Source organism: Dactylosporangium cerinum (assembly GCF_042653625.1).
GTDB classification, from domain to species: domain Bacteria; phylum Actinomycetota; class Actinomycetes; order Mycobacteriales; family Micromonosporaceae; genus Dactylosporangium; species Dactylosporangium cerinum.
Window position 1 is genome coordinate 151281 of sequence record NZ_JBHSIU010000110.1, and the last position, 17025, is coordinate 168305.

Consider the following 17025-nt stretch of genomic DNA (forward strand, 5'->3'; position numbering starts at 1 on the left):
GAGTGTTGAAGCTGGTCACTTTTTCACTCCCAACCGACCCTCTGCGGCTGGTCCAGACTCTTCATGTCCGTGTCCTTGACCAGCCTTTTCCACAGATCGCTGGGCCGGGGAGGTGTCGGCGTCTGCGATGATGCTGGGGTCAGCCTATCGATGGGGTCTGACAGTTTCGCGGGCGTTGGGGTGGTGGCGCTGGACCCGTTTGGGGCGCGCCGCGGCGTGCAGCGGAGAGGTCTGGTTCTTCGCCGGGAAGTGGCGTTCAATCGGCGTTGGGAGGCTGATGTGCAGCGTGGCTACGTGGTGAGCATGGTTGGCGGGGCCGTGTTGCTGGCGACCTCGTTCGCGGACCTTTTCGACGCCGAGGGTCAGGGGGTCGGCAGGGCCACCGGGTGTTCGGCGTGGTCGGCGTGCCCGGGATTCGACAGCGGCTACCAGCCGAACGCGCTGCTGCCCTGGCTCGTCGGGATCGGGGTCGTTGTCGCGTTCTCCAGCCCGGTCTTCAAGCGGTCATGGTGGCCGGCGGTCTACGCCGGGCTGGCGGTGGCGCTGCTGCTGTTCGTCGTGCTGTTGATGACGTCCGGCGGGCCGTACACCTATGACGAATGGAACTACACGGCGTCGGCAGCGCCGTCGCCGTGGCTTGCGCTCATGGTCGCGGCGCTGGTGGCGATCGGGGTCGGGCCGCGGAAGCTGCCCAGGCCAGATGACGGTGGTTGATCGGTCGACATGGTGTCGGCTGGGACCGGGCCGGTGTCGGGCAAGCTGCAACCCATCGCCTCCCTGTGCCTTGTCTGAATGAGATTCAGACCGCGAGGAAGTCGACGTCGTATTTGTGGATGTGGGCGTCGCGGGTGACCAGGGTTAGCTAATGCCTTAGTCCGAGCCTTCGGTGTTACCCGGCGCCCTGATGGGTAGGAGTGCACCCGTCATGTCCCGACGGTGTCGGGAGACGTAGGACTGCACGATGGCAGTGAGGGGGTACGGACGTGCAGGAGGACCGTTTGCATCGCGAGTTGGCCGCTGCCGTGGCCGAGCTGCGGACCGCTTTCGTCGAGCACGACCGGGACAAGGTCGCCGGGCTCGTCACCGACAACCATGTCTCGATCATGTCCTACGCCCGCTTCGACGGGCGCACACAGCTGCTCGACCACTTTGACGACTTCGCCTTCCGGAGCCTCCCGACGGAGGACCTGACCACCACGCCGCTCGGCCCCGACGGGGCACTCGTCAGCTTCCGCAGCACGCTCGACGGCACCTACGCAGGCCGGCCCGTGCCCCGCGATGTGCTCATCGGCGAGGTCTGGCTGCGCCAGAACGGGAACTGGCGTGAGGCGACCTATCAGGAGACTCCGCTCTAGGAGACCTCGCGCCCTGTTCTTCCTGGAGGTGTCGGCCTGCGGGAAGAACAGGGCGCGGTGCGTATGGGTGAGGATTCACGCAGCCGGGGTTCGGCGAGTCGGGTCCATGACTGGACGGGTTTTCGCTGGTCACGGTGGGCCGTTCCGGTGGGATTCATCGGTATCGTGGTTTGGGTGATCGAGCTGTTGTTCGAGCCGGGGGACCTGGCTCGGATCCGCTTCGCACGTTCGCCCATGCATGAGGTCATGAGCAGCATGCGGGTGGCTGATCACGCCGGGCGGGCTCGGATGCATCAGCCGTGGGTCCGGTCGGTGCGAGGGGCTGTCTCCGCGCTGCGGCTTGAGCTGCTGCGGCCGCTGCTCGCCGATCCGCGGTACGTGCCGGAGTTTCTGATGCCGTCGCCGGATCGGATGGACACGAGGTTCGCCGACGAACTGGCCCGGGTCCGCACGACCCCGGAGGACGCCGTCCGGGCGCAGCTGGAGCTGCTCGGTGGTGACGCGCCGCTGCCGGAGACGCTTCGCCCGCTGTACGAGCATCCGGAGCGGGAGCTCGGCCGGCTGGCCGCCGAGGTGCAGGCCTACTGGCGGGTCGCGATCGAGCCGGTCTGGTCGCGGCTGGCGGGACTGCTCGACGCCGAGGTCGGGTACCGTGCGGATCAGCTGACGTCCGGCGGGATCGTGCGGCTCCTGGGAAACCTGCATCCGGAGCTGGAATACGCGGACGACGCGTTGCGGATCCTCTGGCCCACCTGGCGGTCGCAGCGCCGGCTCGACGGCGCCGGGGTGCTGTTGGTGCCGTGCGTGTTCGCGTGGCCGTCGCTGCTGGTGGACACCGATCCGCAGGGCCCGACGCTCATCTACGGCCCGCGCGGTGTCGGTCAGGTCTGGGACGGCTCGGCCCGGTCGTCGGCCCCGCCGGTCGCCGACCTGCTCGGCCGCAGCCGGGCGGCGCTGCTGGTGCGACTCGACCTTCCGCTGTCGACCACGCAGGTCGCGCGGGATCTCGGGCTGAGTGCGGCGTCGGTGAGCGAGCACCTGTCGGTGCTGCGCCGCTCGGGGCTGGTCACGTCCCGGCGGTCGGGGCGGCAGGTGCTGTACCAGCGCACGGCCCTCGGCACCGACCTCCTCGGCGCCGCGTCAGGAAAAGAGCATTCGGTGAGAACCGAATCGTGGAGCCGCCGCATCGGCTGAGCCGACCATGTCCGGGACAGTGCAACGGACATGAGGAGGCCAGATGCGCATAGTGAAGGTGCTCGTTCTGACGGCGGCCATCGTGGCGGTGGGCGCGGCACCGGCGGCCGCGTCCGGATCGGGTGGCGGTGGGTGGGAGCCCACGAGCACGCCGCCGTTCGTGATCCCGGCGGGGGACGTGTGCTCCTTCGAGGTCAAGGGCGACATCGTCCGGGACCGGGAGCGGATGCGCACCCCGGCCAGCTACCCGGACGGTTCGCCGAAGGTCCAGGACTTCGAGGGTGTCCTGGTGATCCGGTACACCAACACCAGCAACCACAAGTCAGTCGTCCGGGACGCCACCGGCTCGATCCGCGTGTACTACCTGCCGGACGGCACCAGGGTCTCGCAGCTCAAGGGCCACAACGCCCTGCCGATCAAGGCGACCAACGTCGGCTTCCCCGGCGGGGACTACATCACCCGCGGCGACTTCGTCGTGATCAGACATCCCGACGGCAGCCGGGAGGTGCCGGTCCAGCTCGGCACGATGGAGAACCTCTGCGAGACGCTCGCCTAGACCGGCAGCGGGCCCCCGACGACGTCGGGGGCCCGCTGTGGAGACAGGTGTTACAGAGCCGGGTAGGCGTTGGTCATGAGCTGCTGGAACTGGGCCGAGAACCACGCGCCGGAGACCGGGGCGTTGGGCAGGGCGCCGCTCATGCTGTTGCCGTTGCGGCCGTTACCCGTGTACGTCGGGTCGCACATCCCGTCGAAGCCCTTGCCGCCCGGGTTGTTCGGGCCGGTGGGGATCAGCGAGCTGGAACCGTCGGACTCGCCCGGGGGCTTGATCCAGACGTACGCGTCGATGCCGGTGGCCGGGGTGGCCCGGGGACGCTCGCCGAGGCCGGCGCCGCTCTGGTTGCACCAGTTACCGGCGTGGATGCGCCGGTCGATGCGGGAGGCGTTGACCCAGGTGTTCATGTCGGTCGAGGTGCTCGCCGCGGTCGGCCGGGCGGTGCCGCCCCAGCCGTTGCGGGAGGTGTCGATCAGCATGCCGATGTTCGAGTTGAAGCCGAGCGAGACCAGCTTGGTGCGGAAGGCCTGCGCGAAGGTCAGCTCGTCGGTGTAGAAGTTCCAGTCGACCCACTTGGACTGGCGGACCGACTGGCCGCCGACGGTGGCGCCGATGGTGACGAACGGCTCGGTCAGCGCCGAGTAGTTCGCGGTGTTGGTGATGAAGCCGTCGACGGTGGCGAAGCCGCCGGTGGCACCCTGCGCCACCTGGGCGAACAGCGTCGCGGCGGGGCCGAAGTTGCTGTCCCAGCCGAGCCAGCCGTGGTGCGCGGCGTCGATGTAGTTGTAGGTGTTCGTGCCGGCGGCGTGCAGCTTGCTCAGGGCGTACTGGATGCCCGTCGAGTAGTTGCCGTTGGCCTTCATGACCGCGCAGGCCGCGGTCGCGCCGGCCTCGCCGCCCGCGTTGGTGACGATGTTCGGCAGCGAGTCGATCTCGACGATGTTGACGATCCGGATCGACTTGTACTTCGGGTCGGCCTCGATCGCGGCGATCGGGTCGATGTACTCGGTCTTGTACCGGTCGATCTCTGTCGGCCCGAGCTCACCGTTGGAGGCGAGGGCCGCGCAGTCCCGGCCGGGCAGGTTGTAGATCACGAACTGGGCGAGCGTCGCGCCCTGGGCGAGGGCGTTGTCGAGGTGCTTGCGCATGCTCGTGGTGTAGCCCGAGCCCGACGGCGCGGTGATCGCGGCGATCGTGTCCAGCCAGACGCCGGTCGGCTGGTTGGCGATCCGGCTGCCGCCGGCCTCGGCGGCGGCCTTGGCCGACCAGTCCGGGTTCACGTAGACCTTGGCGCCGACGTACGGGTTGTCGACGTGCGTCGGGTCGGTGCCGCCGGTGGTGACCGTGATCGGCACCGAGGTGCTGGTGGCGGTCGCGTTCGCGGCGTTGAAGACCTTGGCGGACAGCGAGTACGAACCGGCGGCGACGTTCGTCCAGCTGTAGGTGTACGGCGAGCTGGTGTCAGTACCCAGCAGCGTCGTGCCGTTGTAGAACTCGACCTTGCTGACCGTGCTGCCGGGGGCGGTGGCGGTCGCGGCCAGGCCCACCGTGGCGGGTGCGGTGAACGAGGAGCCGGACGACGGGCTGGTCAGGGACACGGTCGGCGCGGTCGGGTTCGTCGACGTGGACTGCGACGCCGACGGGGTCGGGGACGTCGTGGTGCCGCCGGTGCACGCCGTGCCGTTCACCGTGAAGTTCGCGCCCGCGGGGTTGGCGCCGCTCCAGGCACCGTTGAACCCGAACGAGATCGTCCCGTTGGTGGCGACGGTGCCGTTGTAGCTCAGGTTTGTGGCGTTGACGTGCACGCCCGACTGCGTCTTGTTGGCGTTCCAGATCTGCGTGATCGTCTGCGACGAGTTGCCGAAGTCCCAGCCGACGTTCCAGCTGGTGAGCGGGTCGCCGAGGTTCGTGACGTCGACCTGGGCCCCGAAACCGCCGGGCCACTGGTTGGTGATCGTGTACTTGGCCGAGCATCCGGCCGCCGCGAAGGCCTGGTTGGCGAGCACGACGACACCGCCGGTGGCCGCGAGCGCGGCCGCCGATATGAGGGCGATTTTGCGCCTCATCGAGTCTCCTTACATTGATGAACCACGGTTGGTGCGCCATCACGGTCCGCACTGGCGCAGCACCCCGTCAAGACAACCGATCGCGGCATGCCGTCTACCTCGTGTGCAATCGGAAAAGTGCCTGAAACTTTCGCCGCGAACTCGGCGCCGACCAGCGTTTTCATGGTCGGCGGGGCGACGATTGGCGCCCGCGGCGGCCGCTCCTGGCCGGCCGGAATGCGGATGATTCACCCGGGTATTCGCATTGCTCGACCCGGGCCGGAATCGCTATGTGGCAGCGCGTTCCGCGCAGGTGAAACACGCGGACCTGTGCTCCGCCGAGAACAGATGACGGACGACGGTGACCTGCTTCGCGGGGATGCCGCACAGCGTCGCGTCGCCGTCGACCGCATGTTCTGTACCGCCGGCCGACGCGTTCGGCGACGGCGTGAGGCCGGCCGGGAAGGGGGTCTGCGCAACGGGGCGAACCGACCGCGCGGCGATCACCGGACGCGTGTACCGCGGCATGATCACGACGAACCGCCGCGCCGCCGTGACCACCTCCGCCGCGCCGAACGGGCCCTCGGTCCGCAGCGCCTCGTCGGCCTGCCGGGCGCCCTCCATCGCCCCGTACAGCCGGACCGATGACCGGACGTTCCCGGCGGACGCTCCGCGGATCCACGGGTGGACCGGTGCGCCCTGCTTGAGCGCCTCGACGAGTGCGTCGCGCAACGGCCCGGCGTCGGCGGCGAGGATCTTGTCGTGCAGGAGCTCCTGCGGCGACGGCCGGCCCGGCGTCGCGGCGGCACGCTGCACGCAGCGCGGACACGCCGACGCGGCGTCGGGAGCGAAGCAGCCGGGGGTCGTGGTCGCGCGGCGGACGGGGATGCCGCACAACGTCGCCCCGCGGGACACCGCGTGCGCGACCGCGCCCGACGGGCCGGCCGTGACGCAGTTCGGGAAGGCCACCGGAACGCGTTCCCAGGCATGCTCATCCGGCACGCGGCGAGAATAGCCGGGCGCGCGGGGCGGTGTGGCCGGCGTGTCGCTGGCAGACTCACGGCATGGATCTTGGACCGTTGCGGGCGGCGATCGCCGCCGCGTCACCGTCGTCGGCCGATGAGATGGTCGAGGCGGTGTTGGCGCTGGTACGGCCGGCGGTCGAGCTCGCGGTCGTCGACTACGGCGTGGAGGACGAGGACGACGCCAGTGACGGCGACGCATACGACGGCGACGAGGACGACGGCGACGACAGCGAGGACGACGGCGGGGACGGGCTCCTGGTCGGGGACTACGGTGGGCTGCCGCTCGGCACCGACTGGCCCGTGTTCCAGGGTGCGCCGCTCGTCCTGGTCGCGCGCCTGCGCTGCGAGGTCCTCGCCGAACTGCTCGGCGCCCAGTGGTCCCTGCCCGCGGACGGGAGCCTGCTCTTCTTCAACGACGACTGGCATCGGCAGGGGGACGGGGCGTGCCGGGTGCTGCACGTACCGGATGGAGCGCAGGCGATCGAGGTGCCCGACGGGGCGCAGGTGATCCCGGCATTGCCGCTGGGCGCGTGGCGGCGGCTGTCGGTGCCCGAGCTCGCGGCGGCCGAACTCGACGAATGGAGTTCGAAGGACGTCCTGGCGCTGATGGATGTGCTCGAAGCGGCGCGGTCCGCGGTGCCGTACGCCCCGCATCAGGTGCTCGGCTGGCTCGGCGACGGCTACTACCCGGACGCGGCCGGGTGCCGGCCGTTGCTGCAGCTGGAGGGCGAGCAGGGCACGTCGTGGGGGGAGTGCGTCCGGATCGCGTTCGTGGTGCCCGAGGAGGACCTGGCGGCCGGCCGGCTCGATCGGGTCCGCGTCGTGTACGAAACGGCCTGAACGGGCCTCGAACAGTTCAGTCGAGGAGTGCGGCGGTGAGGGTACGGGTCAGCCACTCCCGGTAGTCGTCGCCGGTCCAGCCGCACACGCCGGTGAGGCGCTCGAAGATCTCGACCGAGGTCAGCGCGTAGACCTGGTCGGCGGCCCGGTCGACGGTGAGGCCGGCCCGCAGTAGCCCGGTCGCGGCGAGGTGCTCGGCCGGGCCGCGGGCGCCGGTGCGCCGCTGCCGTTCGGTCTCGGCCAGGAGGTCGTGCAGGGCGCCGTCGGCGGGGGTGGCCGCCGCCGCGGCGCGCAGGACGCCGTGCACCGGGCCGACCCGCTGGATGACGGTGAGGACCATCTCGGCGTACCTGGCCAGCTTCCGGACCGGGTCCGGCTCGGCGATGATCGCCTGCACCGCGGGGCGGGCGTGCTGCGGAAGGGGCTGCGCGTCGCCGGCGAGGGTCACGTCATAGACAACCTTCGCGAGGCCGGGTTTCCCACCGGGGCAGGCGGTGTACAGCGTCTGCACGGCCACGCCCGCCGCCGCGGCCACGTCACCCATCGTGGTGGCGGCGTAGCCGCGCTCCAGCATGAGGGCCCGTGCGGCCTCGGCGATACGCAGCCGGGTCGCCTCGGCGTTGTCCTGCCGCAGCCGGCTGACGTATCCCCGTTTCGGCCTGTCCTCCATCGGACACCATCGTGCCAGAAGTTTGAGTAGAGTGCTCTCTAATCAAATTATGTGCGTCTAGTGAAAGGTGGCCGCTGATGCTGGGGATCGTGAGGGTCGCGTCGACCCTGCTGCTCGGCCTGTACGCGGGTGGCGTGTTCTTCGCCGTCATCGCGCCGTCGCTGGGGCGGCTGCCCGGACCCGCGTACGTGCGGTACTGGCAGGCGCTCAGCACCGACTACGGCCGGGCGATGCCGCCGTTGCTGCTGGCCTGCGTGGTCCTGCTGCTGGCGACGGGCGTGCTCTCGTTCGGGCGCGGCCGGCTGGTCTTCGGGCTCACCGTCGGCGTCCTGCTCCTGGTGGTGGCCACCATCGTGCTGACGGTGACGCAGCTGGAGCCGCTCAACCGGCTCGCCGACGCCTGGGACGCCGACCGGCTGCCGGCCGACTGGACGGCGGCCCGTGACCGGTGGCTCACCCTGCACGCGGTGCGCACGGCGGTCGCGGTTGTCGCCTTCGTCGCGCTCCTCGCCGCGCAGGCGGTCGACGCGGGCCGCCCGGCCGGGATTGGAGCTTCAAACGGGGCCGGCGCGGGTCGTACCGTCGGACCGTGACCCTCATCGCGCACATCAGCGACACGCACCTCGACGAGGACGACGGCGGCCGCAGCGCCGAGCGGGTCGAGCGGATCATCCGGTACCTGCGGGGCCTGCGCCGCCCGGTCGACGCGGTGCTGGTCACCGGTGACATCGCCGACCACGGGCTGGCACCGGAGTACTCGGCCGCGCGGGTGTTGCGGGGATTGGGCGTACCACTGCTGCAGTTGCCGGGGAATCACGACAAGCGTCCGGCGTTCCGAGAGACCCTCCTCGGCCTGCCGCCGGATCCCGGGCCGGTGGACCAGGTGGCACGCGTCGGCGACCTGGTCTTCGCGCTGTGCGACTCGTCGATCCCCGGCCGCGACGACGGGTGGCTGGCGGAGGAGACCCTTGCCTGGCTGGACCCGGTCCTGGCCGAGGGCGCCCCGTCGTTCGTGTGCTTCCACCATCCACCGGTGACGATCGGGCATCCGGCCGCGGACCGGGTGCGCCAGTTCGGGGAGGAGCGCCTGGCGGCGGTGCTCGCCCGCCACCCGAACGTCGTCGCGCTGCTGTGCGGGCACATCCACAGCGCGACGGTCAGCACCTTCGCGGGCGTGCCGCTGCTGGCCGCGCCGGCTGTCGCCTCCACGCTGGTCCTGCCGTGGGAGGGCGACGGCGGCCTGAACCGGGACGCACCGCCGGCGCTGGCCTTCCACCTGTACGAGGACGGCCGCCTCACCACCCACTACCGCCTCTGCCCCTGAGATTTTGTCGTACCCGGGTGAGAGGCTGTGAGCATGGCTGTCACGCACACGATCTACGACGACGACTGGACCGACCACCACGCGGTCGGCCTGGAGCACTCCGGGGTGGCGTTCGTCGAGGTCGACATGTGCGAGGCCACCAACGAGCGGTCCGTGTTCACCGAGTGCACGTTCACCAACGTGCGGTTCAACTGCTCCACGCAGACCGACGTCGCGTTCCTCAACTGCACGTTCGTCGGCTGCAACTTCTTCGACGCGACGTTCACCCGCTGCAAGCTCGTGGGCAGCACGTTCGACCGGTGCACGTTCGAGCTGCTGAAGGTCGACCAGGGCGACTGGTCCTTCGTCGCGCTGCCCGGCGCCAAGCTCGGCAGCGCCGAGTTCACCGGCGTGCGGATGCGCGAAGCGGACCTGACCGGCGCCCGCTGCGAGGGCGGCTCCTTCCGCGACGTCGACCTGTCCGGCGCGGCGCTGCAGAAGGCCGACCTCACCCGGTGCGACTTACGCGGCAGCGACCTGTCCGGCCTCGACCCGCAGGCCACGGAGCTGCGCCAGGCCATCATCACCGCCGACCAGGCGACGACGATCGCGATCGCGCTGGGCCTGGACGTGCGGGTGGCCTGATCCGCGTCCGGTGCGGACGCTGTCGGGACGTCGTCCGGTTCTCTTCGTCGGATCTGTTCCGATGCGAGCGCTGTCGCGTCGTTGATCGATGTCGCCGGTGGGCTGTGCGGACGACCAGCACGCGACGCTGATCACCGGGAAGATCCACTCTCGGGCGGCGCCGCGCTGCCGGGCTCACGCGTCACTTCGATGGTCGTTTTGCACCTTTATTTGGTCTCTGTCGACGTCTGTGGGGCGGCCCGCACACGACTTCGAGGTTCGCTCACGCGTCGCCGGCACGGGGGCGAAGCGAGTTCGACGGGGCGTGCAACCCCGACGGCCGTGGCGTGCGTTGAAGTCGCGACATGCAGGGAGAGGGAGACGTGGATGCGAGCAGACGCGCAGCGTGAGTACGTCGAGTACGTGACCGGTGCCATGCCGTCACTGCGCAGACTGGCGTACATCCTGTGCGGGGACGAGCACCGGGCCGATGACCTCGTGCAGCAGGCGATCACCAAGTTGTACGTGAGCTGGCAGCGGATCCGCGACGTCGAGCACCTGGACCAATACGTGCGCACGATGGTGGTCCGGGGGTTCATCGACGAGCGGCGGCGGTCGTGGTTCCGGGTGGGGCTGATGGCCGCGCCGCCGGACCCGCCGGATCCGGGGGAGCGGACCGCCGACGTCGAGGAGGCCATCGTCCTGCGGGCCGCCCTGGCCAAGGTGCCACGGCGGCAGCAGGCGGTGCTCGTGCTGCGGTTCCTGTGCGACCTGCCGGTGGACGAGGTCGCCACGATGCTCGACTGCTCGCCCGGGACGGTGAAGAGCCAGACCGCCCGCGGGCTGGCGACCCTGCGCCGGCACGTCGAAGCGACCGATCTGGCCGAAACGTGGAAGGGAAGATGACGGTGGAATCAGACGAGCAGGACGGCGCGACGCTGCTGCGGCCACTCGCCGGTGGGCACCCACACGGGAGGTCGACCGTGGACATCGCGAGGGCGATGGCGGACGGTGACCGGCACCACCGGCGGGTGCGGCTGGTCGGGTCGGCCGGGGCGGGTGCCACGGTCGTGCTCGTGGTCGTCGCCGGTTGGACCATCGCCGGGAACAGCCCGCAGAAGCCGGCACCGGCGGCCACCAGAGGCAGCACGAGTCCCAGCACCAGTCCCACCGTCGCCGCGGCGGGCTGCACGGTGCAGCAACTCGCCACGCCGGAAGGCGAAGGGGTGCGGGCCATCGTCAGCGGGGGAGACCCGACCGGGAAGTACCTCGTCGGCCGGACGTATCCGGGCGGGCGGCCGTCGACCGTCGTGTGGGAGAACCTGCGGCCGCGCAAGGTGCCGATGCAGGGGGAGGACCCGTCGCTGGACGGCGCCACGTCGACGGGGGTGTTCATCGGCTCCAGTTACACCGGCACCGACAAGCTGACGGCGTGGGTGTACAAGGACGGCGGGTTCCTGAAGCTTGCCGGTACCGATGCCGTCGCGTCGGCGATCAACGAGCGGGAGGTGATCGTCGGGTCGGTGCAGGGCCGGCCGGCGATGTGGGCCTCGCCGACCGCGCAGCCGACGATGCTGCCGTTGCCCGCCGGCAAGGGCTGGACCGGGAGCGCGAGCGGGGTCGACGACGACGGCACGATCGTCGGCACGCTGCAGAACGGCGAATTCAAGGAGGGCCAGGCGTACGCGTGGCGGCCTGACGGCACCCTGACGAAGCTGGCGCAGCCGACGGTGAAGGGCAAGCCCGCCATGTCCTACCGCACGGGCTCGGTCCGGGGTGGCTGGGTGATCGGCTGGGCCTCGTACGACGAGCCGAACCGTGGCCCTCGGTGGATCGCCGCGCCGCGGTGGAACCTGCGCACCGGCACCGTCGACTCGACCGACGGCTTCTTCACCACCATCAACGCCCAGGGGCGCATCGCCGGGCAACTCACCGTGATCGCGCCCGATCGCACGACGGTGCCGCTGCCGCTGCCCAGCGGACTGGACGCGAAGAGCGCGATGGTGACGACCGAGGCGATCAGTGACGACGGGACGACCGTGGCCGGGTACATCAACGACCGACAAGGAAAGCTGGACGACCAGCCGATCGCGGTCGTGTGGAAATGCGGGAGTTGACCTGGAGCGCGCTCCAGCTGGCAGCGTGAGGCGCATGACGGAAACGAGGAAACTGGGCCGCAGCGGCATCGAGGTCAGTGCACTGGGGATCGGCTGCTGGGCGATCGGCGGGCCGTTCTGGGCCGGGGACCAGCCGCTCGGCTGGGGCGAGGTCGACGACGACGAGTCGATCCGCGCGATCCGCAGGGCGCTCGACCTCGGCGTCACGTTCTTCGACACCGCCAACGTCTACGGGGCCGGGCACAGCGAGAAGGTTCTCGCCCGGGCGCTCGGGGACCGGCGGGCCGAGACGGTCATCGCGACGAAGTTCGGCAGCACGTTCGACGAGCAGACCCGCCAGGTCGGACCCGACGACGGCTCGCCCGAGGGGATGGGGCGGGCCGTCCGGGAGTCGCTGCGGCGGCTCGGCACGGACTACATCGACCTGTATCAGCTGCACATCAACGGCCTGCCCATCCCGCAGGCGCTTGACCTGATCCCGGCGCTGGAGGACCTGGTCGAGCAGGGACTGATCCGCGCGTACGGCTGGAGCACCGACTTCCCGGAGCGGGCGACCGCGTTCGCCGAGGCCGGCGTGCACTGCGCCACCATCCAGGCGGACCTGTCGGTGCTGCGGGGCTCGTTCGGGGTCATCCCCGTCGCCGACGAGCACGACCTGGGCGTCATCATCCGGGGGCCCCTGGCCATGGGGCTGCTCGGCGGCAAGTACACCGCCGAGTCGAAGCTGCCGCAGGACGACGTGCGGGGGCTCAGCCCCGAGTGGATGACGTACTTCACCGACGGGCGGCCGACGGCGGAGTTCCTGAACAGGATCGACGCGGTCCGGGACGTGCTCACCTCCGGCGGGCGCACCCTCGCCCAGGGGGCGCTTGCCTGGCTGTGGGCGTACAACGGCCGGACCGTGCCGATCCCCGGCTGCCGCACCGTCGCGCAGGTCGAGGAGAACGCCGGCGCGCTCGCCCACGGCCCGCTGAGCGGGTCCGAGCTGGCCGACGTCGAAAAACTTCTGGGTCGGTAGGCCGGTAGAAGGAACCAACACGGGCACCTGTGCGCCTGCACCATGTGACCGTGGTGACTGACGAACCCGCGCCGGGAGGCCTCGACCATGAGGCCTTCCGGTCGGTGTACGCCGCCCACTACCCGCCGCTCGTCCGGCTGGCGTACCTGACGACGGGCAGCCTCGCCGCGGCGGAGGACGTCGCGCAGGAGGCCTTCATCGAGTGGTTCCGCCGTGGCGACCAGGTGCGGGAGCCGCTGCCGTTCCTGCGCCGGGCGGTGGTGTCGCGGTGCACGTCCTGGGTGCGGCGGCGCCGGCTGGAACGCCGCCACGCCGCCGAGATCCCCGAGCCGGTCTGGCGGCCGGACGGCGACACCGAGGCCGTGCGGGCCGCGCTGCACAAACTGTCCCCCCGGCAGCGCGCGGCGGTCTTCATGCGCTTCTACCTCGACCTGCCGGAGGCGCAGATCGCCGCCGCGCTGGGCTGCCGGCCCGGCACGGTCAAATCGCTGCTGCACCGGGCCCTCGCCGCGATCAAGGAGGACCTCGATGACGCATGACCCGCACGCCCGCATCGGCACGGCGGTCAGGTCCATCGCCGACGAGGTCCACGTCGCCACCCCCGACCCCGCGATCCTCCTCGCCAGGGTGGCCCGTCCGGCGCGGGCCAGCCGGTGGCGACCGTTGCTCAGCGCCGCCGGTGTTCTCGGGGTACTGGTGGCAGCGGCCCTCGGTCCAGGGCTGCTGGCGCAGCCGGCGGCGCCCACCGACGGGACGGTCCTGCCCGCCCGCCTCGCGGACCTGTCGCTGCTGACCGCCCCGGTGTCCGAGGCGCCCGCCGGCCCGGCGCTGCTCACCTACGTGCAGGGCGGCGCCGGCCCGCGCTGGCTGCACACCACGCAGACCGTGGTCGTCGGCGTCGACGGGCACACCTACCGGCGACTCGACGAGGCCGAGCGGCGCGGCGGCCCGGCCGAGCCCGGCACCTGGCAGGACGCCCCGGCGCTGCTCGCGCCCGACGGCACCCGGGTGGCGGTCGGCAGCGTCGGCGCCGCCCGGGACGTCGCCGTCGTGGACCTGCGCACCGGCCGGACCCGGACGCACCCGACCGCGTCGACCGGCATCGTCAGGCCTCTCGCCTGGTCGCCGGACGGGACCCGGCTCGTGTACACCACGGGCGACACGGACACCGCCCTCCTCGACCTCACCACCGGCACCTCGACCACCCTCGGGCCGGCCGCCCTGGCCGCCGCCTTCGCCCCCGACGGCCGGCGCGTCGCCGTGCAGGGCACCCCCGAGACGGAGGTGGAGCCGCAGCGGACGGTCCGCGTCATCGACCTCACCGGCGGCGAGGCCGTCGAGCTCGCCGCGCCCGGGTTCGGGGTCCTCGTCGCCGGGCCCAACGCCTGGTCGCCGGACGGCCGCTGGCTGGCCCTGGCCGACAACGCCGGCGCCGGCAAGCTGGAGGGCCGGCTGACCTTCCTGCCGACCGACCCGGCGGACCGCACCCCGCCACCGGCGCCGGTTTCCACCGCACAGGAGATCGCGCTGGTCGGCTGGGCGGGCCCGGACCGCCCGCTGATCACCCAGGGCGGCGCGACCAGTCACCGCACGATCGTCGAGGCCTTCGACCTGCGCCGGCTGTCCGCCGTCGACGGTTCGAGCAGCACGTACGACCTGCAGGCCGCCGCCGGCCTCCTCCCCGGCGCGCGGGTCGCCCCGGCCGGTGCCGCCGAACGCGGCCCCTGGCCGGTGTGGTTACGCCTCGCCGCCGCCGCGGGCGTCCTCACCGCGGCCGGCCTGGTGTGGCTGCTGTGGTCCCGCCGGCGTCGATAGGACCGTTGAACTTGGAGGTGCGCGGTCGGCCCCGGCCCTTTGACGCAGCGCACTTCGACACGGCGGCCTGACGATCTCGCTCAGGGCCAGCTGCTGGTTGCGGTCCGCGGTTCTGGTCATCATGACCTTCAAATATTCGCCCAAACGGCGCGGGGACTTTGGGGTGGCCGGGCGGTGCCATCAAGTCCCCGCAACGTTGGGCGAATATTTGAAGGTCTGGTCGAAGCACCCACGCGGACCGCAACCCGACCCGGCAGATGGAAGACCCGGCCCGGGGTCGCAACCCCCCGAGCCGGAACCTTCTACTGGATGACCTCGCAGCCCTTGGGGGGCTCGATGCCAACGACCAGATCGACCCCCGAGCCACGCAGCACCAGGGTCTTCGCCGCGGGGTTCTGCTTGATGACCCGGCCCAGGTTCACGCAGTCCTCGACCCCGATGCTGCCGGCGCCGGCCCGCAGGCCCGACTTCACCAGGTCCGATTTCGCGTCGGCGAGGGGCTCGCCCACGACGTCGGGGACGAGGACGTACAGCCCCGGCGGGGCCGGGTCGGTGGAGCCGGCGTGTGCGGCGGGCGCGGTGACCAGGGCCGCCGCGGCGACGACCAGCGCGAACAGTCCGGCACGCAGTGGGGTACGCATCGTGTTGCCTCCTCATGGCTGTGTTGATGCCACGAGTGTGGGCAGCGCCACTGACGCGGGCCTGATGTGCGGCTGACGAACGGTCACATCCGAGGGGCGGGCCGGGTCACGCTGGTGACGACGCACCGGAGGAAGCGATGAACGAGGACGAGTGGCTGGCCCGGCGGTTCGAGGAGCATCGCGGGCGGTTGCGGGCGGTGGCGTACCGGATGCTCGGCTCGCTCAGTGAGGCCGACGACGCCGTGCAGGAGGCGTGGCTGCGGCTGAGCCGGCACGCCGGTCGGGACAGCGAGGCCGGCGAGATCGACAACCTGGGCGCCTGGCTGACCACGGTGGTCGGGCGGATCTCGCTCAACCTGCTGCGGTCCCGGGCGACCCGGCGGGAGGAGCCGTTCGACGTGCACGTGCCCGACCCGGTGGTCAGCCCGGCGGCCGGTGGCGACCCGGAGCACGAGGCCCTCGTGGCCGACGCGGTCGGCCTGGCGCTGCTGGTGGTGCTCGACACCCTCGAACCGGCGGAGCGGCTCGCGTTCGTGCTGCACGACATGTTCGCCCTGCCGTTCGACGAGATCGCCCCGATCGTCAACCGGACCCCGGCCGCGGCGCGGCAGCTCGCCAGCCGCGCCCGCCGCCGGGTCCAGGGGTCCGCCGCGGTGCCCGACACCGACCTTCCCCGGCAGCGGGAGGTCGTCGAGGCGTTCATGGCCGCGTCGCGGTCCGGTGACTTCGACGCGCTGGTCGCGGTGCTCGACCCCGATGTGGTCCTGCGCGCCGACCACGGCGATCAGGGGCCCGCGGCCGCCAGGCGCCTGCGGGGCGCCGAGGTGGTCGCCCGTCAGGCGCTGATGTTCTCCAGGTTCTCGGAGTTCTCCCGGCCGGCCCTGGTCAACGGCGCGGCCGGGCTCGTCACGGCCCCGGAGGGCCGGATCCTGTCGGTGATGGGCTTCACGATCCGGGGCGGCCGGATCACCGAGATCGACATCGTCGCCGACCCGGTGCGGCTGGCCGCGCTGGACGTCACGCCGTGAGCCGTCGTTACCGCGGTCGTCAGAACGAACTGTCGCACAGGTTGATGGTGCGGTCCGGGTTGACGTCGTTGACGGTGACCGTCCAGGTGCGGCCGTCGGTCGCGACGAGGGAAAGGTGGGTGGCGTCGGTGAACCGGGCCGACGCCAGCAGGACCGCCGGCACGTCCTCATGCCCCGATCCACCGGTGGACTTGCGGACGGTGGCGCTGCCGGAGGCGCACACGACGTCGGTCTGACCCTCGCGGCCGAGCCAGCCGGTGGTGCGCAGCCGGTAATGCCGGGCGTAGGCGTAGTGCAGGACCAGCTGGAGATCGCCGCCGGGTGCGGTTGCCACCACGGTCGTCCCGGAGTGGACGACGTCGCGGTCGACCTTGGCGACGATGTTCGCGGCCCCACCGACGCAGCCGGTGTAGAACAGCACGATCGTGCTGAGTGCCGCGGCGGCCTTGGCGGCCGTGCGGTTGCGCAGGCCGAGGAGCGCGGCGGCGGCCAGCCCGGCGAAGGCCGCCGCGACCGTCGGGGCCCACCGGCCGGGAAGTTCCATCGGGATGAACCCCACGAACCGCCACGACGTGTACCTGACGACCGCCAGCCCCACCGTGACGATCACGAGCGTCGCGACGCTGAGCACGACCAGGGTGAGCGCGGCCCGCCGCCGAACACGGCCGGGCGGTGAGGAGGCGGGGATCCAGGGGTCAGCCGGCGTCCACGGGTCGATGGTCTGATCGGCCGTCATCGCTCGTCACCAGTCCAGGACTCGACGTCGGGACCGCGCGCCGGGAAGCTGACCTGGCGCC

19 protein-coding genes are annotated in these 17025 nt (G+C 71.4%); 14 read left to right on the forward strand and 5 right to left on the reverse strand.

Going from position 1 to position 17025, the window contains the following annotated elements; all coding sequences use genetic code 11:
• Positions 1 to 294 precede the first annotated feature (294 nt).
• The 4 genes from ACFPIJ_RS55030 (at position 295) to ACFPIJ_RS55045 (ending at position 3105) form a co-directional block, all read left to right on the forward strand.
• Complete coding sequence (locus tag ACFPIJ_RS55030; RefSeq protein WP_380127567.1) at positions 295 to 714, forward strand: hypothetical protein; 420 nt, start codon at positions 295 to 297, stop codon at positions 712 to 714.
• Positions 715 to 998: 284 nt separating this feature from the next.
• Complete coding sequence (locus tag ACFPIJ_RS55035) at positions 999 to 1355, forward strand: nuclear transport factor 2 family protein (RefSeq protein WP_380127568.1); 357 nt, start codon at positions 999 to 1001, stop codon at positions 1353 to 1355.
• A 174-nt stretch (positions 1356 to 1529) separates the two neighbouring features.
• A complete protein-coding gene (locus ACFPIJ_RS55040; protein ID WP_380127569.1) occupies positions 1530 to 2549 on the forward strand; it encodes a helix-turn-helix domain-containing protein in 1020 nt (339 codons plus the stop codon).
• Positions 2550 to 2592: 43 nt separating this feature from the next.
• Positions 2593 to 3105: a hypothetical protein gene (locus tag ACFPIJ_RS55045; protein WP_380127570.1), complete on the forward strand. Its 513-nt coding sequence runs from the start codon at positions 2593 to 2595 to the stop codon at positions 3103 to 3105.
• A 50-nt stretch (positions 3106 to 3155) separates the two neighbouring features.
• Here ACFPIJ_RS55045 and ACFPIJ_RS55050 read toward each other — a convergent pair whose 3' ends face one another.
• The gene (locus ACFPIJ_RS55050) at positions 3156 to 5168 is read right to left on the reverse strand and encodes a glycoside hydrolase family 6 protein (RefSeq protein ID WP_380127571.1); all 2013 of its coding nucleotides are present in this window, start codon (positions 5166 to 5168) and stop codon (positions 3156 to 3158) included.
• A gap of 267 nt (positions 5169 to 5435) precedes the next feature.
• The gene (locus tag ACFPIJ_RS55055) at positions 5436 to 6149 is read right to left on the reverse strand and encodes a hypothetical protein (protein WP_380127572.1); all 714 of its coding nucleotides are present in this window, start codon (positions 6147 to 6149) and stop codon (positions 5436 to 5438) included.
• 62 nt (positions 6150 to 6211) lie between these two features.
• On the opposite strand from ACFPIJ_RS55055, the gene ACFPIJ_RS55060 reads away from it, so the two are divergent.
• Positions 6212 to 7012, forward strand: a complete 801-nt coding sequence (locus ACFPIJ_RS55060; RefSeq protein ID WP_380127573.1) for a DUF1963 domain-containing protein — start codon at positions 6212 to 6214, stop codon at positions 7010 to 7012.
• 16 nt (positions 7013 to 7028) lie between these two features.
• Here the strand turns inward: ACFPIJ_RS55060 and ACFPIJ_RS55065 are convergent, their stop codons facing one another.
• Positions 7029 to 7682 carry a TetR family transcriptional regulator gene (locus tag ACFPIJ_RS55065; protein WP_380127574.1) on the reverse strand — a complete coding sequence of 218 codons (654 nt, stop codon included), beginning with the start codon at positions 7680 to 7682 and terminating at the stop codon, positions 7029 to 7031.
• Between the two features lie 77 nt (positions 7683 to 7759).
• Between ACFPIJ_RS55065 and ACFPIJ_RS55070 the strand changes: the two genes are divergently transcribed.
• The 8 genes from ACFPIJ_RS55070 to ACFPIJ_RS55105 all read left to right on the forward strand — a co-directional run bounded on the left by ACFPIJ_RS55070 (position 7760) and on the right by ACFPIJ_RS55105 (position 14559).
• The gene (locus ACFPIJ_RS55070; protein WP_380127575.1) at positions 7760 to 8275 is read left to right on the forward strand and encodes an anthrone oxygenase family protein; all 516 of its coding nucleotides are present in this window, start codon (positions 7760 to 7762) and stop codon (positions 8273 to 8275) included.
• Positions 8272 to 9006 (forward strand): metallophosphoesterase, encoded by a 735-nt coding sequence (locus tag ACFPIJ_RS55075; RefSeq protein ID WP_380127576.1) that lies wholly within the window; start codon positions 8272 to 8274, stop codon positions 9004 to 9006. The genes ACFPIJ_RS55070 and ACFPIJ_RS55075 overlap by 4 nt, the downstream gene beginning before the upstream one ends.
• Positions 9007 to 9039: 33 nt before the next feature.
• On the forward strand, positions 9040 to 9630 hold the full coding sequence (locus tag ACFPIJ_RS55080; protein WP_380127577.1) for a pentapeptide repeat-containing protein: 591 nt from the start codon (positions 9040 to 9042) through the stop codon (positions 9628 to 9630).
• Positions 9631 to 9996: 366 nt separating this feature from the next.
• On the forward strand, positions 9997 to 10515 hold the full coding sequence (locus ACFPIJ_RS55085; protein WP_380127578.1) for a SigE family RNA polymerase sigma factor: 519 nt from the start codon (positions 9997 to 9999) through the stop codon (positions 10513 to 10515).
• Positions 10512 to 11726, forward strand: a complete 1215-nt coding sequence (locus ACFPIJ_RS55090) for a hypothetical protein (protein ID WP_380127579.1) — start codon at positions 10512 to 10514, stop codon at positions 11724 to 11726. The genes ACFPIJ_RS55085 and ACFPIJ_RS55090 overlap by 4 nt, the downstream gene beginning before the upstream one ends.
• A 34-nt stretch (positions 11727 to 11760) precedes the next feature.
• Entirely contained in the window at positions 11761 to 12744 is a 984-nt protein-coding gene (locus ACFPIJ_RS55095; RefSeq protein ID WP_380127580.1) for an aldo/keto reductase, read from the forward strand.
• A 50-nt stretch (positions 12745 to 12794) separates the two neighbouring features.
• On the forward strand, positions 12795 to 13283 hold the full coding sequence (locus ACFPIJ_RS55100) for an RNA polymerase sigma factor (RefSeq protein ID WP_380127581.1): 489 nt from the start codon (positions 12795 to 12797) through the stop codon (positions 13281 to 13283).
• Complete coding sequence (locus ACFPIJ_RS55105; RefSeq protein ID WP_380127582.1) at positions 13273 to 14559, forward strand: TolB family protein; 1287 nt, start codon at positions 13273 to 13275, stop codon at positions 14557 to 14559. The genes ACFPIJ_RS55100 and ACFPIJ_RS55105 overlap by 11 nt, the downstream gene beginning before the upstream one ends.
• A 302-nt stretch (positions 14560 to 14861) precedes the next feature.
• On the opposite strand, the gene ACFPIJ_RS55110 is transcribed toward ACFPIJ_RS55105, so the two are convergent.
• Positions 14862 to 15200 (reverse strand): PASTA domain-containing protein, encoded by a 339-nt coding sequence (locus ACFPIJ_RS55110; RefSeq protein ID WP_380127583.1) that lies wholly within the window; start codon positions 15198 to 15200, stop codon positions 14862 to 14864.
• A 137-nt stretch (positions 15201 to 15337) separates the two neighbouring features.
• On the opposite strand from ACFPIJ_RS55110, the gene ACFPIJ_RS55115 reads away from it, so the two are divergent.
• A complete protein-coding gene (locus ACFPIJ_RS55115) occupies positions 15338 to 16228 on the forward strand; it encodes a sigma-70 family RNA polymerase sigma factor (protein WP_380127584.1) in 891 nt (296 codons plus the stop codon).
• A gap of 19 nt (positions 16229 to 16247) precedes the next feature.
• Here the strand turns inward: ACFPIJ_RS55115 and ACFPIJ_RS55120 are convergent, their stop codons facing one another.
• Complete coding sequence (locus ACFPIJ_RS55120) at positions 16248 to 16964, reverse strand: hypothetical protein (RefSeq protein ID WP_380127585.1); 717 nt, start codon at positions 16962 to 16964, stop codon at positions 16248 to 16250.
• Positions 16965 to 17025: the final 61 nt, after the last annotated feature.

What these genes read in the sequence shown, in the direction of transcription:
- ACFPIJ_RS55045 (WP_380127570.1), top strand. Translation starts at nt 2,593, where the DNA reads ATGCGCATAGTGAAGGTGCTCGTTCTGACGGCGGCCATCGTGGCGGTG.
- ACFPIJ_RS55050 (WP_380127571.1), bottom strand. Translation starts at nt 5,168, where the DNA reads ATGAGGCGCAAAATCGCCCTCATATCGGCGGCCGCGCTCGCGGCCACC.
- ACFPIJ_RS55060 (WP_380127573.1), top strand. Translation starts at nt 6,212, where the DNA reads ATGGATCTTGGACCGTTGCGGGCGGCGATCGCCGCCGCGTCACCGTCG.
- ACFPIJ_RS55065 (WP_380127574.1), bottom strand. Translation starts at nt 7,682, where the DNA reads ATGGAGGACAGGCCGAAACGGGGATACGTCAGCCGGCTGCGGCAGGAC.
- ACFPIJ_RS55070 (WP_380127575.1), top strand. Translation starts at nt 7,760, where the DNA reads ATGCTGGGGATCGTGAGGGTCGCGTCGACCCTGCTGCTCGGCCTGTAC.
- ACFPIJ_RS55080 (WP_380127577.1), top strand. Translation starts at nt 9,040, where the DNA reads ATGGCTGTCACGCACACGATCTACGACGACGACTGGACCGACCACCAC.
- ACFPIJ_RS55085 (WP_380127578.1), top strand. Translation starts at nt 9,997, where the DNA reads ATGCGAGCAGACGCGCAGCGTGAGTACGTCGAGTACGTGACCGGTGCC.
- ACFPIJ_RS55090 (WP_380127579.1), top strand. Translation starts at nt 10,512, where the DNA reads ATGACGGTGGAATCAGACGAGCAGGACGGCGCGACGCTGCTGCGGCCA.
- ACFPIJ_RS55095 (WP_380127580.1), top strand. Translation starts at nt 11,761, where the DNA reads ATGACGGAAACGAGGAAACTGGGCCGCAGCGGCATCGAGGTCAGTGCA.
- ACFPIJ_RS55105 (WP_380127582.1), top strand. Translation starts at nt 13,273, where the DNA reads ATGACGCATGACCCGCACGCCCGCATCGGCACGGCGGTCAGGTCCATC.
- ACFPIJ_RS55110 (WP_380127583.1), bottom strand. Translation starts at nt 15,200, where the DNA reads ATGCGTACCCCACTGCGTGCCGGACTGTTCGCGCTGGTCGTCGCCGCG.
- ACFPIJ_RS55115 (WP_380127584.1), top strand. Translation starts at nt 15,338, where the DNA reads ATGAACGAGGACGAGTGGCTGGCCCGGCGGTTCGAGGAGCATCGCGGG.
- ACFPIJ_RS55120 (WP_380127585.1), bottom strand. Translation starts at nt 16,964, where the DNA reads ATGACGGCCGATCAGACCATCGACCCGTGGACGCCGGCTGACCCCTGG.